This window comes from Niabella digestorum, from assembly GCF_036409055.1.
Lineage (GTDB): Bacteria > Bacteroidota > Bacteroidia > Chitinophagales > Chitinophagaceae > Niabella > Niabella composti.
The window spans coordinates 472,088-487,626 of the sequence record NZ_JAZGLY010000002.1; the positions used below are offsets into that span (position 1 = coordinate 472,088).

General features: G+C 41.8%; 13 protein-coding genes and 1 tRNA gene. 3 read left to right on the plus strand and 11 right to left on the minus strand.

Annotated elements, in window-relative coordinates; translation table 11 throughout:
* The first annotated feature begins 8 nt into the window (after window positions 1-8).
* Window positions 9-1,607: a hypothetical protein gene (locus V2H41_RS04755; protein ID WP_330973985.1), complete on the plus strand. Its 1,599-nt coding sequence runs from the start codon at window positions 9-11 to the stop codon at window positions 1,605-1,607.
* A 114-nt stretch (window positions 1,608-1,721) separates the two neighbouring features.
* On the opposite strand, the gene V2H41_RS04760 is transcribed toward V2H41_RS04755, so the two are convergent.
* Window positions 1,722-1,943, minus strand: coding sequence for a PspC domain-containing protein (locus tag V2H41_RS04760; RefSeq protein WP_330973986.1), 222 nt, complete (start codon window positions 1,941-1,943; stop codon window positions 1,722-1,724).
* Window positions 1,944-2,083: 140 nt separating this feature from the next.
* On the opposite strand from V2H41_RS04760, the gene V2H41_RS04765 reads away from it, so the two are divergent.
* On the plus strand, window positions 2,084-4,354 hold the full coding sequence (locus V2H41_RS04765) for an aconitate hydratase (RefSeq protein WP_330973987.1): 2,271 nt from the start codon (window positions 2,084-2,086) through the stop codon (window positions 4,352-4,354).
* Between the two features lie 233 nt (window positions 4,355-4,587).
* On the opposite strand, the gene V2H41_RS04770 is transcribed toward V2H41_RS04765, so the two are convergent.
* The 9 genes from V2H41_RS04770 to V2H41_RS04810 all read right to left on the minus strand — a co-directional run bounded on the left by V2H41_RS04770 (window position 4,588) and on the right by V2H41_RS04810 (window position 12,755).
* Window positions 4,588-4,661 (minus strand) — tRNA-Met (locus V2H41_RS04770).
* Between the two features lie 54 nt (window positions 4,662-4,715).
* Window positions 4,716-5,045, minus strand: coding sequence for a bacillithiol system redox-active protein YtxJ (gene ytxJ / locus V2H41_RS04775; protein WP_330973988.1), 330 nt, complete (start codon window positions 5,043-5,045; stop codon window positions 4,716-4,718).
* Window positions 5,046-5,059: 14 nt separating this feature from the next.
* Entirely contained in the window at window positions 5,060-6,130 is a 1,071-nt protein-coding gene (gene leuB / locus V2H41_RS04780) for a 3-isopropylmalate dehydrogenase (RefSeq protein WP_330973989.1), read from the minus strand.
* Window positions 6,131-6,150: 20 nt separating this feature from the next.
* Entirely contained in the window at window positions 6,151-6,795 is a 645-nt protein-coding gene (locus V2H41_RS04785) for a hypothetical protein (RefSeq protein ID WP_330973990.1), read from the minus strand.
* 68 nt (window positions 6,796-6,863) lie between these two features.
* Window positions 6,864-8,438, minus strand: a complete 1,575-nt coding sequence (locus V2H41_RS04790; protein ID WP_330973991.1) for an alpha-isopropylmalate synthase regulatory domain-containing protein — start codon at window positions 8,436-8,438, stop codon at window positions 6,864-6,866.
* Window positions 8,439-8,488: 50 nt separating this feature from the next.
* Window positions 8,489-9,085 (minus strand): 3-isopropylmalate dehydratase small subunit, encoded by a 597-nt coding sequence (gene leuD / locus V2H41_RS04795; RefSeq protein WP_330973992.1) that lies wholly within the window; start codon window positions 9,083-9,085, stop codon window positions 8,489-8,491.
* An 85-nt stretch (window positions 9,086-9,170) separates the two neighbouring features.
* Window positions 9,171-10,598 (minus strand): 3-isopropylmalate dehydratase large subunit, encoded by a 1,428-nt coding sequence (gene leuC, locus V2H41_RS04800; protein ID WP_330973993.1) that lies wholly within the window; start codon window positions 10,596-10,598, stop codon window positions 9,171-9,173.
* 339 nt (window positions 10,599-10,937) lie between these two features.
* Complete coding sequence (locus tag V2H41_RS04805) at window positions 10,938-11,441, minus strand: GNAT family N-acetyltransferase (RefSeq protein ID WP_330973994.1); 504 nt, start codon at window positions 11,439-11,441, stop codon at window positions 10,938-10,940.
* 81 nt (window positions 11,442-11,522) lie between these two features.
* Window positions 11,523-12,755: an isocitrate dehydrogenase (NADP(+)) gene (locus V2H41_RS04810; RefSeq protein WP_330973995.1), complete on the minus strand. Its 1,233-nt coding sequence runs from the start codon at window positions 12,753-12,755 to the stop codon at window positions 11,523-11,525.
* 166 nt (window positions 12,756-12,921) lie between these two features.
* On the opposite strand from V2H41_RS04810, the gene V2H41_RS04815 reads away from it, so the two are divergent.
* The gene (locus V2H41_RS04815; protein ID WP_330973996.1) at window positions 12,922-13,545 is read left to right on the plus strand and encodes a Crp/Fnr family transcriptional regulator; all 624 of its coding nucleotides are present in this window, start codon (window positions 12,922-12,924) and stop codon (window positions 13,543-13,545) included.
* 4 nt (window positions 13,546-13,549) lie between these two features.
* Here V2H41_RS04815 and V2H41_RS04820 read toward each other — a convergent pair whose 3' ends face one another.
* Window positions 13,550-15,430: an Nramp family divalent metal transporter gene (locus tag V2H41_RS04820; RefSeq protein WP_330973997.1), complete on the minus strand. Its 1,881-nt coding sequence runs from the start codon at window positions 15,428-15,430 to the stop codon at window positions 13,550-13,552.
* Window positions 15,431-15,539 lie beyond the last annotated feature (109 nt).

The following is a 15,539-nucleotide window of genomic DNA, read 5'->3' on the forward strand; positions in this document are numbered from 1 at the left end:
AAATACTTATGAAGAAAATTGAATTTATAATTTCTTTATTTTCAATATTGATTTCAGCCTTCTGTGTGGCTCAAATTCCGTTTCCGGCAGAAACAGCCGTAGTGGTGTCAAAGGCAGGATCCAATTCCCATTATACACTCTACACTATACCGAATGCGGGTATGGAGAATGCCTTGGGGTTCACTTCATGTGCCACAGTGGATTTTTCGCCTCATGAAGTAAACGGGGTTGGTTTGAATAATGTGGACAAATTATTGTATTCTGCTGTGTACAGTGATAACGGCACACCTGAAAATCTCACCGATGACGTACACCTTTACAGAATTGGTGCCGATGGTACTTATCAGGATTTAGGCGTATTGCCCGTTACAGGTGAAGGCAAGAATGTTTCTGATAGGGGATACAAAGTAAAAGTTGAGTACGTGAACTTCTTAGCTGGAACCGTTTATAATGACAAATACATTTATTTCACTATAGCTTTAAGTCATTTGGGGAAGATGGAATCGGTGATAGCATCTAGGAAAAAGCTTTTAGACTTAGATGCTGATGATATTACGATTTATGTAGCTGAAATAGATAATATTTCTTCTTTGACCAGTACCCCCGCCGCTCCTTCTCGTTATTATAAACTGGACATTAGTAACGCGCGTGTAAAGGCAGCCGTTAATGCATTCGTGCAAAGCTTTAATGATAATTACAATAATACGCCTGGCAACTGGGGCGACAAGCTTTACAGTGCCTCGAGAACTGAATCAGGCTTTCACGATATAGATGTGCATCCTGAAACCGGATTATTGTATTCTTATATCAACTATCCACATCCGACACTCGGAGGGGAAGATATGGTAGGTTTCCCAATAGCAGCCAACCTGAACGCATCGAGGAAAGCCTATATCGCTAATCCGGTAGGCACCATAACTAATGAAGTACCCTCTTCACCACTGGTTGGTTTGGCTTTTAATATTGCCGGGAATCATCTGTATGCATTGTTTGCTTCGGGGGAGTATGGCGAAATAGATCTGACAACAGGCGGTGTAAATATTCTGGATGTAAGTAATATTCATAATGATGGAATGGGGTTGATGAATATGAGGTCCGGAGCAGAATATACGCTGCTAGGCGACATGGCTCGTCCTTTTGGAGATATTGTTAATCCGGTTCAGTTTGGCACTATTCAAGCTCTTTTGGCCAAAGAAGGGTTGATTGTAAATTGGCAAACATTATCAGAGGTAAATAATCATCACTTCGATATAGAAGTATCTGTTGATGGTAAACACTTTACCAAAGTAGCAACAGTACTGAGTAAAGCTCAACTGGTAAGCAACACACCGCTGGATTACACACACACTATTGATCGCAGTGCATTACCGCTAGGTGTATTGTCAGTGTCTGTGTTAGGATTGATGAGCCTGGCTGGTTTAGGAAGAAGAGTGTCGAAATGGGGCGTAGCAATGATGATTGCATTAACCGGTATGGGGCTGTATGCATGTAGCAAATCAGATGTTGTTAATACCGGAACAGATAAAACGATTTATGTGCGTATTGCACAGGTAGATATTGACGGAACAACTACCTATTCAAAAGTTATTAAGGCCGTTAAATCTTAAAACACCGTGAAATTCTCAAAGAAGGATGTTCTGCGTATTCGGAACATCCTTCTTTGTTTTTAATTGGGGCTGATAGAAAAATAAATGTAAGAAACAAAAAGATATAAAAGGATGTTATAAATAATACCAAGGGTTTCTTTTGTAAGAATAGATGTACTTTTTGATGTTTTTTAGAAAAGCGAGAATCATGTAAACAACAATGGGCGATCCCATGGTAAGCATGGAGGTGTAAATAAAGTACTGTCGAATACGGCAGGGAGAAATGTTTAACCTTTCACCAATAGATGCACATACACCGAAAGCGCTCCATTCAACAAAACTTTTCAGGCGGTTCATAACTAATTGATTTTAGGTTAACACACCCAAATTTATTAAAACATCTTGTAAAATGCATATCGGATAACCTCTTTACGCCTATTTTTTGTAATTTTGTAACCTTTCTTAAGGGCCTATTATTCAGATAAAAACAACTTCAAATGGCATTTGATATCGATCTAATTAAAAAAACGTACGCAGAATTTGAACAAAAAGTAAATGCTGCACGCCAACTACTTGGCCGTCCTCTGACTTACGCTGAAAAAGTATTATATGCTCACCTTACTACCCCTGCTACACGTCCGTTTGAACGCGGCGTAGATTATGTGGATTTTGCTCCTGACCGTGTAGCGATGCAAGACGCCACTGCCCAAATGGCTTTGTTGCAGTTTATGCAGGCGGGGCGTGATAAAGTGGCTGTGCCTTCTACGGTTCACTGTGATCACCTTATTATGGCACAGACCGGAGCCGAAGAGGACCTGAAAAGAGCCAATGCAGAGAGTAAAGAAGTATATGATTTTCTTGCTTCCGTATCCAATAAATACGGCATCGGTTTCTGGAAACCGGGAGCCGGTATTATTCACCAGGTAGTACTCGAAAACTATGCATTTCCCGGCGGTATGATGATCGGTACCGATAGCCATACCGTAAATGCTGGTGGTTTGGGGATGATTGCAATTGGTGTGGGTGGTGCTGATGCCTGTGATGTAATGGCAGGTCTCCCCTGGGAATTGAAAATGCCTAAATTGATTGGTGTAAAACTGACCGGTAAACTGAACGGTTGGGCTGCACCCAAAGATATCATTCTCAAAGTGGCAGGTATTCTTACCGTAAAAGGTGGTACAGGCTGTATTATTGAATACTTTGGAGAAGGAGCTCAATCATTGAGCTGTACCGGTAAAGGTACCATCTGTAACATGGGGGCCGAAGTAGGAGCTACTACTTCTACTTTTGCTTATGATGAAAGCATGAGCCGCTACTTGAGAGCTACTAACCGTGCCGATGTAGCAGATCTGGCCGATGCACTGGCTGAGCATCTTACAGCGGATCCCGAAGTTTATGCAAATCCTGAAAAATACTTTGATCAATTAATAGAAATTAATCTGGATGAACTAGAGCCGCACTTGAATGGTCCGTTCACTCCTGATTTGGCTACTCCAATTTCCAAAATGAAAGAAGCGGCTGCTGCCAACGGCTGGCCCACTAAAGTAGAAGTAGGCTTGATTGGTAGCTGTACCAACTCTTCTTACGAAGACATTAGCCGTGCGGTATCGCTGGCTAAGCAGGTAAGCGAAAAAAATCTGAAAACTAAAGCCGAGTTCACCATTACCCCGGGTTCTGAACAAGTGCGCTATACCATAGAACGCGACGGGTTCTTGGAAACCTTTGATAAAATCGGTGCTACTGTATTTGCCAACGCTTGTGGACCTTGTATCGGTATGTGGAACAGGGTAGGAGCTGAGAAAAAAGAAAAAAATACCATCGTTCACTCTTTCAATAGAAACTTTGCTAAACGTGCCGATGGTAATCCCAATACTTACGCCTTTGTAGCTTCTCCTGAAATTGTAACGGCACTGGCTATTGCCGGAGATCTAACCTTTAACCCGATGACGGATACGCTGGTGAATGAAGATGGAGTGGAAGTAAAATTGGATCCTCCTACAGGAGATGAGCTGCCTGTTAAAGGTTTTGCAGTGGATGATCCGGGTTATCAAGCCCCAGCTGCAGATGGAAGTAGTGTTCAAGTGATAGTAGATCCTAACAGCCAGCGTTTGCAATTGTTGGAGCCATTCCCCGCATGGGAAGGTACCGACCTGAAAGGGCTGAAACTACTGATTAAAGTAAAAGGTAAATGTACTACCGACCATATCTCTATGGCAGGTCCCTGGCTGAAATACAGAGGTCACTTGGATAATATTTCCAATAACTTACTGATTGGTGCGGTAAACTATTTCAACGATAAAACTGATAACGTTAAAAATCAGCTGACCGGCGAATACGGCCCGGTTCCTGCTACACAGCGTGCATATAAAGCCGCAGGTATCGGAAGTATTGTGGTGGGAGATGAGAACTATGGTGAAGGTAGTAGCCGTGAGCATGCCGCAATGGAGCCCAGACACCTAGGTGTACGTGCTGTGTTGGTAAAGTCATTCGCACGTATTCACGAAACAAACCTCAAAAAACAAGGTATGCTGGCGCTGACTTTTGCTAATAAAGATGATTACGAAAAAATTCAGGAAGACGATACTATCGATATTATCGGCCTGACTGAGTTTGCTCCAGGCAAACCACTTACCTTGGTGTTACATCACGCTGATGGTACTTCAGAGGAAATTCTGGCCAACCATAGCTACAATGCTCAACAAATCGAATGGTTCAAAGCTGGTGGGGCATTGAATATTATCAGAAAACAATTTGCAGGTAATAACTAACCAGGCCTGACATACTAAATAAAATAGGGGTGTTTAGCATTATCTAAGCATCCCTATTTTTTATTTGCTGTGACAGGTTATTGTAATAAAAATTGCTTTTCCATAAAATGTCAAGTAAAGAATGGGGGGAGGAGGCGTAAAAACCGATAAAGTACCTGAGTAAAGATCGATTTCAATAAGTGAGTGTATAAAAAAAGGATTTTCATTCAACAATGAAAATCCTTTAATTTTTGTAGCGGGGATGGGAGTTGAACCCATGACCTCAGGGTTATGAATCCTGCGCTCTAACCACCTGAGCTACCCCGCCGACGGGCCGCAAAAATAGAGATATTTAATTGAAAAAAGAAATCATTTTTTAAGTTTATGAAGCCTTTTCTAGAATATCTTCCATATAAATAGCACTATGGCTTTCATGGAAAATGCATACTCCATCTTTAATCAATAAAACCTGTGGCGATTCGTGCGTTACCTGATAGCGCTCTGCTATTTGATTGGAGATATGCCGATACGCTATGAGGTCTAAATAATAAAAATCCACAGTGTCCGGTGTCTCGTTTTTAAACAACCTGTTTTTTACCACTGTGCTGATAGAACAACGCGTACTGTGTTTAAAAATCAGCTGAGGTTTTTCAAACGATTTTTGATGAATAGTATTTAGCATTTCCTCACTCTCTAAGTTAGTCCAGCCCATAAAAAATAATGTTTTTATAATCGTTTAATGATTTCTTCTCCTATAGCATCGGTACCCAGAATTTTTTCTTTAGGAGTAGATGCATCGGCAATATCGGCAGTTCTGAAACCGGCTTTCAGTACAGCATCTACGGCGTTAATAATAGCATTGCTTTCTTCTTTCAATCCAAAAGAAATATCTAGCAGTAATGCAGCAGAAAGTACGGAAGCCATCGGATTGGCAATACCTTTACCGGTAATATCGTGAGCTGACCCGTGAATGGGCTCGTATACGCCAGTGCCGTCGCCAATAGAGGCGGATGCTAGCATGCCCATAGAGCCTGCAATCTGAGAAGCTTCGTCAGTCAGGATATCTCCAAACAGATTGGCAGTTAACACTACGTCAAAGCGCTTAGGATCCTTAATCAGCAACATAGCGGTAGCGTCTACAAACTGATATTCTACTTCTACATCTGGATAATCCTTAGCTACCTGCTGTACTACTTCTCTCCAAAGACGGCTTGTTTCCAGTACATTGGCTTTATCTACAGAGCATAGTTTTTTTCTGCGTGTGCGTGCTGCTTCAAATGCTTTGCGGGCGATGCGCTCTACCTCAAACTTACTGTAAGTAGCTATATCGTAAGCGCTGTCTCCATTATCTTTTCTACCTTTTTCCCCGAAATAAATATCCCCGGTTAGTTCGCGGAAGAATAAAATGTCGGCACCTTTCAGAATTTCAGGTTTAATGCTGGAAGCACCCAATAATTCGTCGAACAATTTAATGGGGCGTAGATTGGCGTATAGGCCTAGTTCCTTGCGCATTTTCAGCAAACCTTGTTCTGGTCGTACTTTGGCCGAAGGATCGTTGTCGTATTTAGGATGTCCTACAGCTCCAAACAGTACGGCATCACTATTTTTCATTTTTTGCAGGCTTTCGTCTGGTAAGGCCTCCCCAGTAGCTTCAATAGCTACATGTCCTATTAATGCCTCATCATATACAAACTCATGACCGAATTTTTCGGCGATTTTATCCAGCACTTTCTTACCAACCGCTGTTACTTCTTGCCCGATGCCATCACCGGGAACTATAAGAATGTTTTTTTTCATTTCAGGTATTTTATTGAGTGTTATACTATTTTCTTTAATGCTATGGATATCATATAACCGGCAAGCAGGCTTGCTGTAATCATCGATCCGCCATGTATTAATATATCTACTACATTATCATAGTTGAGTTTATTATTGACTGCTGCCCACTGATATGCCTGATTTAGTACAATATCGCAAAATAAAAATAATAGTAATAGAACCAGCGCTTTTAAGCAATGGTTTTTGAATACGATATCACCGCGTTTATAGGCTTCATGGCAAGGAACAAAGACGATAAAACTCAAAAATACTGCCGCAAAAGCTTTCATTAGTGTGAGTCCCTGTTGCCCACTCGTCATGCCAAAAACATTGTAAAAAAAATGACCGAGATAATGATGTATATGAAATATATCTTCCAGTAGCAAGAATGCAGGTATCAGTAACCATGTGAGGTATTTTTTCTCCTTTCTACTCCAGGACAGGGTTAGTATAGCTGCAACGGTGATCAACTGTTTACAATACTGAAAGTATCCACCATAGCTATATTCTTTAGTGATATCATAAGGAGTGTTTTCTGAATGTGTTTCGTGAGGATGACGCACATTCAGCACTATCAGTACTATATCTATACTGAGTAATAAAAGAATCGAAATAAGATATGTGCGGTTCCTTAGTATGTCCAATCCAGAAAATATTTTATCCTCACTAATATTGCTGAAACCTTTGCTTTGGAAGCGGAGTGCCTTCTGTCTTAAATAAGATTAAGCATTTTTTGTGTGGCTTTGATAGCTGCTACGGTTTGGTCACTATCCAGTCCTGTAGTAGTAAATTCTCTTCCGTTAAGCTCCCAGGTAATATGGGTTTCGCAAAGCGCATCGGTTTTACCTCCCGGTGGGATGCGTACTACATAATCACGCAGTTTCGCAAGAGGTAATTTCTTTTTATTGTAGATTTTCTTCAGCGCATTCATGAAAGCATCGTACTGACCATCTCCTGAAGCATGCTCTTCTACCACCTCGTCTTCAAATTTTAAGCGCACGGTAGTGGAGGGACGCATATTTTTTGAATGTGTAAGTACATAATCTTCCACCACCACTTTTTCTGCAAAGGAATGGCTGTCTAGTACATCCGATATGATAAAAGGTAAATCGTCTTGTGTAACGGTTTCTTTCTTATCGCCTAATTCAATTATGCGCTGTGTAACGGTTTTTAGGTCTTCTTCTGAAAGCTGAATGCCCAGTTGTGCCAAGTTATTTTCGATATTGGCCTTTCCGGAAGTCTTGCCTAGCGCATATTTACGTTTACGACCAAATCGCTCCGGCATCAAATCGTTGTGGTAAAGATTTTTCTTTTTATCACCATCGGCATGGATGCCGGCTGTTTGTGTAAATACGTTTTCTCCCACAATAGGCTTGTTCGCCGAAATTCTGAAGCCGGAAAAGGCTTCTACCAGCTTGCTTACTTTGTATAGTGCTTTTTCGTTCACTGAGGTTTTTACATCCTTCTGAAAATCGTTCAATACCGCTACGGTACTTTCCAAAGGTGTGTTGCCGGCACGTTCACCCATACCGTTAATGGTAAGATGCAAGCCACGCACCCCTGCTTTCACGGCTTCGAGTGCATTGGCTACACTAAGGTCGTAATCGTTATGGCCGTGAAAATCGAAATGGATATGAGGATAGCGATTTACGATTTCAGACAGATATGCGTAAGCCTCGGATGGGATTAATATACCCAATGTATCGGGGAGCAGTACTCTCTTTACAGGCTGAGTAGACAGGAAGTCGATAAAGCGGTACACGTAATCTCTCGAATGGCGCATACCGTTACTCCAGTCTTCCAGATACACATTGCACTGAATACCCTTTTTAGTGGCCAATTTAAGAACGGAAGCAATTTCGCTGAAATGCTGCTCGGGCGTTTTTTTCAGCTGATGGGTGAGGTGATTCAAAGAACCTTTGGTGAGCAAGTTCATTACTTTAGCCCCCGCTTTCTGCATCCATTTGATGGAGACGTCTCCGTCTACAAATGTTAATACCTCAACTCTGTCGATAAATCCATTATCGGCAGCCCAGTCTGTAATTTTTTTTACAGCTTTGAATTCGCCTTCCGAAACTCGGGCCGATGCAATTTCAATGCGGTCTACTTTTACTTCGGTTAGTAATAGCTGAGCAATTGTTAGTTTCTCCTGTGCAGAGAAAGACACTCCGCTGGTTTGTTCCCCATCGCGGAGTGTGGTATCCATGATTTCGATATGTCGTACGCCACTTTTATTTCCTTCCTGCACTGTAGATGTATTTACACTATTGGTATGTTGTGAGGTCATTTTTGGTTTAAACGGATTTTAGAATAATGTGGCCGTGTAATCCATTTGTCTTAGTACATGCTTTTCTCGGCAAAAGCCATGATTTCGCTCTTCATGGATTGCAAATAATCGATGTCGTCAAAGCCGTTCATCAGATTATGCTTCTTGTATCCGTTTATATCAAAGGATTCGCTTTCACCGGTAGAAAGTATAGTTACTTTCTGGTTAGGCAGGTCCACCTCGAATGTAGCTTTAGGATCGGCTTCAATGGCTTTGAAGATTTTATCCAGAAATGCTTCGCTTACAGTTACGGGTAGTATGCCGATGTTTAAAGCATTGCCTTTGAAGATATCTGCGAAGAAGCTTGAAATCACACATCTGAAGCCATAGTCATAAATCGCCCACGCAGCGTGCTCCCGGCTACTACCGCTACCAAAGTTTTTACCAGCTACGAGTATTTTACCTGAATAGATAGGATTGTTTAGTACGAAATCTTTTTTAGGCGTATTGTCGCTGTTAAAACGCCAATCGCGAAAAAGATTATCACCAAAACCCTTGCGCTCTGTAGCTTTTAAAAAACGTGCTGGAATAATCTGATCGGTATCCACATTTTCAATTGGCAGCGGAACTGCAGTGGAGGTTAATACTGTGAATTTATCGTATGCCATTGTTTAATTGCTGATTTGAATTGGGTTTAATAATCCATTCCTGACAATATCACTATTCAGGAAATGTGTTCTCATCGAAGCTGCATTAAGCACTTACCGCGGCTTCTTCCTGCAGAAGCTCTCTTGGATCGGTAACCACACCGGTTACGGCTGCGGCTGCCGCTACATAAGGGCTAGCCAGTAAGGTGCGGGCCCCCGGTCCCTGACGACCCTCGAAGTTACGGTTGCTGGTACTTACGGCATATTTACCTGCCGGAATTTTATCATCGTTCATAGCCAGGCAAGCGGAGCATCCCGGTTGTCTTAATTCAAATCCAGCTTCGGTAAGTATATCTAAAATTCCTTCTTCTTTGATTTGTTGCGCTACTAGATGTGAGCCCGGTACGAGCCATGCAGTTACATGGTCGGCTTTCTTTCTGCCTTTTACTATAGAAGCAAAAGCGCGGAAGTCTTCAATACGGCCGTTGGTGCAGCTTCCTAGGAATACGTAGTCGATTTTTTTACCCAGTAAAGGTTCGCCTTCTTTAAAATCCATGTAGTCCAAAGCCTTTTTGAAGGTGATAGCACCGTCTTTTACTTCAGAGGCTTTGGGGATCGTTCTGGTGATGCCAGTTCCCAAGCCGGGATTGGTTCCGTAAGTAATTTGAGGCTCAATATCGGCAGCATCAAATATCAGCTCTTTATCAAATACAGCACCCTCATCTGTTTTCAATGTTTTCCAATACGCTACAGCTTTATCCCAATCTTCTCCTTTAGGGGCTTTATCTCTTCCTTTGATGTAGTTGAAAGTAGTTTCATCGGGAGCAATCATACCACCGCGGGCACCCATTTCAATAGACATGTTGCACACGGTCATACGGCCTTCCATGCTCATGTTTTCAAATACCTCACCGGCATACTCCACAAAATAACCGGTAGCACCGCTGGCAGTGATTTGTGAAATCATGTACAGTGCCACATCTTTAGGTAATACGCCTTTAGCCAGCTTGCCGTTGATGGTGATACGCATTTTTTTAGGCTTCGGCTGCATGATACATTGAGAGGAAAGTACCATTTCTACTTCTGAGGTACCGATACCAAATGCGATACAACCAAATGCTCCGTGAGTAGAAGTATGAGAGTCTCCACACACAATGGTCATTCCGGGTTGGGTAATACCGTTTTCCGGACCTACCACGTGTACAATACCGTTTTTAGGACTTCCCAGTGCCCAAATAGAAATGCCGTATTTAGCTGCATTTCTTGAAAGGGCTTCCAGCTGTTTGGCCGATAGTGGATCCTTTACAGGCAAGTGCTGGTTGATGGTAGGCGTATTGTGGTCGGCAGTAGCAAAAGTACGCTCTGGATATAGCACGCCAATACCTCTGTTTTCCAGGCCTAAAAAGGCTACCGGGCTGGTTACTTCGTGAATAAAATGACGATCGATGAACAACACATCGGGTCCATCCTCAATTTTTCTTACCACATGGGCATCCCAAACTTTATCAAACAAAGTGGTTGGAGTTGTACTCATTTTTCTTGATCAATTTATAGTGATAATATTCTATGCAATCGAAGTTTTCGAAAGGATGTAAAGGTAACAATTATTTGAGGTAAAATGGTGGCTCACAAGCCCTTTTTGCCCCGACGTGGCATGAGGATTGCACTATTGGAAACTGTAAAAAATTGCATTAAAAAATGCCCATCCTTATGGTATTATGTGTCTGAAGGGGTACAGAGAGATGTGTTTTAATATATTGATAGTCAAATGTTTACTTTCGTTTCATTTCTATCTGTTCTCTTTCTGAAAATTGTATTTTTGAGATTTATAAAATGCAATATCTGTTTTGGATACTGTAATTAGGGATGCAATTTATTCGGGCGTGAAATCCTTACGCATTATATAGTCGTTCATCCAAAAGTCGTTGCCAATGGGTATGTCGTCTTCCTTAATGATGCTGTATCCGCAGGCTTCGTAAAAGTAACGTGCTATATTGTATCGGTTCACGTTAAGGGTCATATACCGGGCGCCGTTTTGGGAAGCCACGTGCTCTACATGTTGAATCAGTTTTTTGCCAATGCCCTGCCCCTGATACCGCTGGTGAAGGTAAATTTTGTGTAAATGCCAATACGCGGCATCTTTTCGTTCCACACACGCATAACCGGCATCTATTGAGCCGATACGCATAATAAAGAAATGGTAGCCCTCTTTATGGTATTCGGTGTGTAATGCCTTTAGGCTATAAAACAACTCTAGCATATACCGTATTTGTTCCTGCGACAGAATAGGCGAGTAGGTCTCGGGCCAGATATCGTATGCTAATTGTTGTATGACTTTAAGGTCTGCTTCGGATGCTTCTCTTATCTGAATATTCATTAACACTAAGTTGAAAAATTATGTGCAAAAAAAATGCACCAATGAAAAATTGATGCATTTTTTTGGATTGTAGAAAAAGTATTAAGCTAATTTCTTTTTCAGGTTTTGATCAAGTTCTTCCAGGAACTCTTCGGTGTACAGATAATGGGTGCCATGCTCTACTTTATTGCCATGGATACATACGGCCAGGTCTTTGGTCATTTTACCGGATTCTACGGTTTCGATACATACCTGTTCCAATGCATTAGCAAAGTCGATAAGTTGCTGGTTACCGTCCAGTTTTCCGCGGAAGGCTAAACCACGAGTCCATGCAAAAATACTTGCGATAGGGTTGGTGCTGGTAGGGTTGCCTTTCTGATGCTCGCGGTAGTGACGAGTAACGGTACCATGTGCAGCTTCGGCCTCCATAGTTTTTCCGTCGGGAGTAATCAGTACAGAGGTCATCAACCCCAGCGAACCGAATCCCTGAGCAATGGTATCGCTTTGTACGTCGCCATCGTAGTTTTTACAAGCCCAAACAAAATTGCCGTTCCATTTCAGTGCACTTGCAACCATGTCGTCGATAAGGCGGTGTTCGTAAGTGATACCTGCTTCATCGAACTGGGCTTTAAATTCATTTTGGTAAACTTCTTCGAAAATGTCTTTAAAGCGACCATCGTATTTTTTAAGGATGGTGTTTTTAGTAGAAAGGTATAAAGGCCATTTTTTGTTTAAGGCCATGTTGAAACAGCTACGTGCAAATCCTCTGATGCTCTCATCGGTATTATACATGGTCAATGCTACACCATCGCCTTTGAAGTTGTATACTTCGAAGGTTTGAGGTTCGCCACCATCTTCGGGAGTGAAGGTCATTGTCAGCTTACCTTTTCCTTTGATTACGGTATCGGTAGCACGGTATTGATCTCCGAATGCGTGACGACCAATGATAATAGGAGCGGTCCAGTTAGGCACTAGGCGCGGAATGTTTTTAATTACAATCGGCTCACGGAATACGGTACCATCCAATATATTTCTGATAGTGCCGTTCGGGCTTTTCCACATTTGTTTCAGATTGAATTCCTTTACACGGGCCTCGTCTGGAGTAATTGTTGCGCATTTGATACCTACACCATACTCTTTGATAGCATTGGCTGCATCAATAGTAACCTGGTCATTGGTAGCATCGCGATTTTCTATACCTAAATCAAAGTATTTGATGTCTACATCCACATAGGGCAATATCAACTTATCTTTAATAAATTTCCAGATAATGCGGGTCATTTCATCGCCGTCCAGTTCTACAACCGGGTTAGCTACTTTAATTTTTTCAGCCATACGTATATTATTTTATTTAATTTGTGTAATGTGGCAAACTTACAGATAAAACATCAATACGACAATAACTTATTGCTTCCTGTTGGCGGTAGGCCTTGACGGGGTATATAATTTTGTTTAAAAATGCGATGTAACAATAGTATAATATGTACTACCTTTGCATTGTATGACTGTAAACGAAAAAACCGCCGCGGAATTTATCCGATTCCTGAAACAATTCGTGCCCCTTACAGACACCGAAGTCAGAAAACAATTACTTCCGATCATCACCCTTAGAGAATTCAATAAAAAAGAAATTATTACAAGAGCAGGAGAGGTAGAGGATTACATTAATTTTATCAATAAGGGGCTTCTTAGAAAGTATTTTAAGAGCGATGAAGAGGAGCATATTGTACAGATATCTAGAGAAGGGCATCTGATATCCAGCCAAGAATCATTCTATACCCGTACACCTTCGGAATATTATGTGGAGTCCATCGAGCCCAGCGTATTGTTGTCCATATCTTATGACGACATGGAAAATATGTTTCAGCAGAGTCATAATCTGGAACGACTGGGTCGTCTGGTAACCGTACACACCATGGTACTGAAAGATAAATGGCAGACAAGCCTTATTATGCAGTCACCTAGGGAGCGTTTTCTCAACTTTGTAGAGAATCATCCCGAAATCATACAACGGGTACCCCAGAAATATCTAGCTTCTTATCTAAATATTAAACCCGAAACGTTTAGTCGCTTCAAGCATCTTATTAAAAATAGGAGATCTACATCCGTTACGCCTATTGTATAATTCATTATCCCTGTACTACAAGTACCGGAATATTTACAAGGTGTCGGAGGTTGTTAATGGTTTCGCCATAAATGAAATCTTTGATCCCTTTATGGCCATGCGCTCCTATAACCAATAAGTCGCAGCCTGAGCTTTGAACAATATTGGCAATACTCTGTGCAGTTTTACCAAAGCCCAGTCTTGCCTCGGCTTTATATCCGGCAGCGGTAAGTTGTTGTACGTATTGGTTTAAATATTTACTGTCGGTAAGTGTTTCGTTATCGACACTCTCTGTATAGTTGGCAGTTCCGGCTACACTTTCGGTAATGTGAATGAGTAGATAGGTGCAGTCGGGACTACCTTGTGCTAAAGCGTGATTGATGACCTTCTCATCCTGATCGCCAAAGTCTAGCGTAATGGCAATTTTACGATATCGACTTATAGGAGCAATCTGCAAGGTTTGGGGTTCGTCGTGTATGGTGATATTTTTGGGTGGGGTTGTCTTTTTAAAAGGCAAGACGATGGTGTAATACAATAGTACTATAATCAATAGTAATCCAATTACGATGAGGATTTTCCAGAATATATTTCCTGGAGATTGGAAGTAACCGGAGATTTCTTCTGCTACCATCCATGCATTCAGATATACCAATACCACGGTAATCAACCAAGAGGCAACTTTTAACCACGGTTTGATAGCAAACTGCCCCATTGTTTTTTTATCGCTCACAAAATGAATGAGCGGAATGATGGCAAAGCCCAATTGCATACTCAATACTACCTGGCTAAATATTAATAGGCGGTCTACATCTTCTTCGCCGTTGATAAGGATTACCAGTGCTGCAGGTACAATAGCAATAAGTCGGGTGATTAATCTTCTTACGATAGGGTTAATACGCAGTCGTAAATACCCTTCCATAACAATTTGTCCGGCAAGCGTTCCGGTTACTGTACTGCTTTGTCCGGCTGCAATAAGCGCTACGGCAAAAAGTTTAGCAGCAATACCACTGCCCAGATGCTGTGGAAGCAGTTCATAAGCCTGCTTGATTTCTCCTACATCGGAACGTCCGGTTTTGAAAAATACCGTAGCTGCCAGTATGAGTATGGCTGCATTCACCAGGAAAGCCATGTTTAGTGCTACGGCACTATCAATAAAATTGAGTTTTAAGGCCTTTTTGATACCTGCCGCATCAGTCTTGAATTTGCGGGTTTGTACGAGCGCCGAGTGTAGATACAGGTTGTGAGGCATTACAGTAGCGCCTATAATACCAATAGCGATGTATAGAGCAGTGTCGTTCTCGATATGCGGAACAAAACCAGAAACTATTTCCCCAGCATCGGGCTTTGCCACAATGATCTGAATGAGGAACGACATGGCGATGATGAAGATAAGCCCGATGATGAAGGCTTCCAGTTTTCTAATGCCCAAACGCTGTAAGGCCATTAACAGAAAAGTATCCAAGGCAGTAATGAGTACTCCGTAAATCAGTGGCATACCTGTAAGCAGCTGTAAGCCTATTGCCATTCCTAGTATTTCGGCTAGGTCGGTAGCCGCTATGGCTATTTCGGCAAGAATGTATAGCGCAAAGTTGATGTATTTAGGATAAGTTTCTCGATTGGCCTGAGCTAGGTCGCGATTGCGTACGATGCCCAATCGTGCCGAAAGGCTTTGTAGTAATAGGGCCATAATATTGCTCATGAGTAGGACCCAGAGTAGGGAGTATCCAAACTGACTACCCCCTGCCAGATCGGTAGCCCAGTTTCCCGGATCCATATACCCTACACTTACCAGATAGGCAGGTCCAAAAAATGCTAGAATCCTCCTCCACCTTGATTTCTGTATCCGGGTAGTGTCAACAGACTGATGAACTTCGCTTAGCGATATTTCCGAATGATGCCTTTTCATCCTATTCTAAATAGCCCATTTAGCAGCTTAGTTATGTATCAATGATAATTTGTTATATGAAATCTATATTTGCCTAATAAAAAACTTAGACAAACCTAAATTATTTATT

Bases quoted from the DNA above. Each gene is read 5' to 3' on its own strand.
- V2H41_RS04755 (WP_330973985.1), top strand. From the start codon at position 9: ATGAAGAAAATTGAATTTATAATTTCTTTATTTTCAATATTGATTTCA.
- V2H41_RS04760 (WP_330973986.1), bottom strand. From the start codon at position 1,943: ATGAACCGCCTGAAAAGTTTTGTTGAATGGAGCGCTTTCGGTGTATGT.
- V2H41_RS04765 (WP_330973987.1), top strand. From the start codon at position 2,084: ATGGCATTTGATATCGATCTAATTAAAAAAACGTACGCAGAATTTGAA.
- ytxJ (WP_330973988.1), bottom strand. From the start codon at position 5,045: ATGGGCTGGACTAACTTAGAGAGTGAGGAAATGCTAAATACTATTCAT.
- leuB (WP_330973989.1), bottom strand. From the start codon at position 6,130: ATGAAAAAAAACATTCTTATAGTTCCCGGTGATGGCATCGGGCAAGAA.
- V2H41_RS04790 (WP_330973991.1), bottom strand. From the start codon at position 8,438: ATGACCTCACAACATACCAATAGTGTAAATACATCTACAGTGCAGGAA.
- leuD (WP_330973992.1), bottom strand. From the start codon at position 9,085: ATGGCATACGATAAATTCACAGTATTAACCTCCACTGCAGTTCCGCTG.
- leuC (WP_330973993.1), bottom strand. From the start codon at position 10,598: ATGAGTACAACTCCAACCACTTTGTTTGATAAAGTTTGGGATGCCCAT.
- V2H41_RS04805 (WP_330973994.1), bottom strand. From the start codon at position 11,441: ATGAATATTCAGATAAGAGAAGCATCCGAAGCAGACCTTAAAGTCATA.
- V2H41_RS04810 (WP_330973995.1), bottom strand. From the start codon at position 12,755: ATGGCTGAAAAAATTAAAGTAGCTAACCCGGTTGTAGAACTGGACGGC.
- V2H41_RS04815 (WP_330973996.1), top strand. From the start codon at position 12,922: ATGACTGTAAACGAAAAAACCGCCGCGGAATTTATCCGATTCCTGAAA.
- V2H41_RS04820 (WP_330973997.1), bottom strand. From the start codon at position 15,430: ATGAAAAGGCATCATTCGGAAATATCGCTAAGCGAAGTTCATCAGTCT.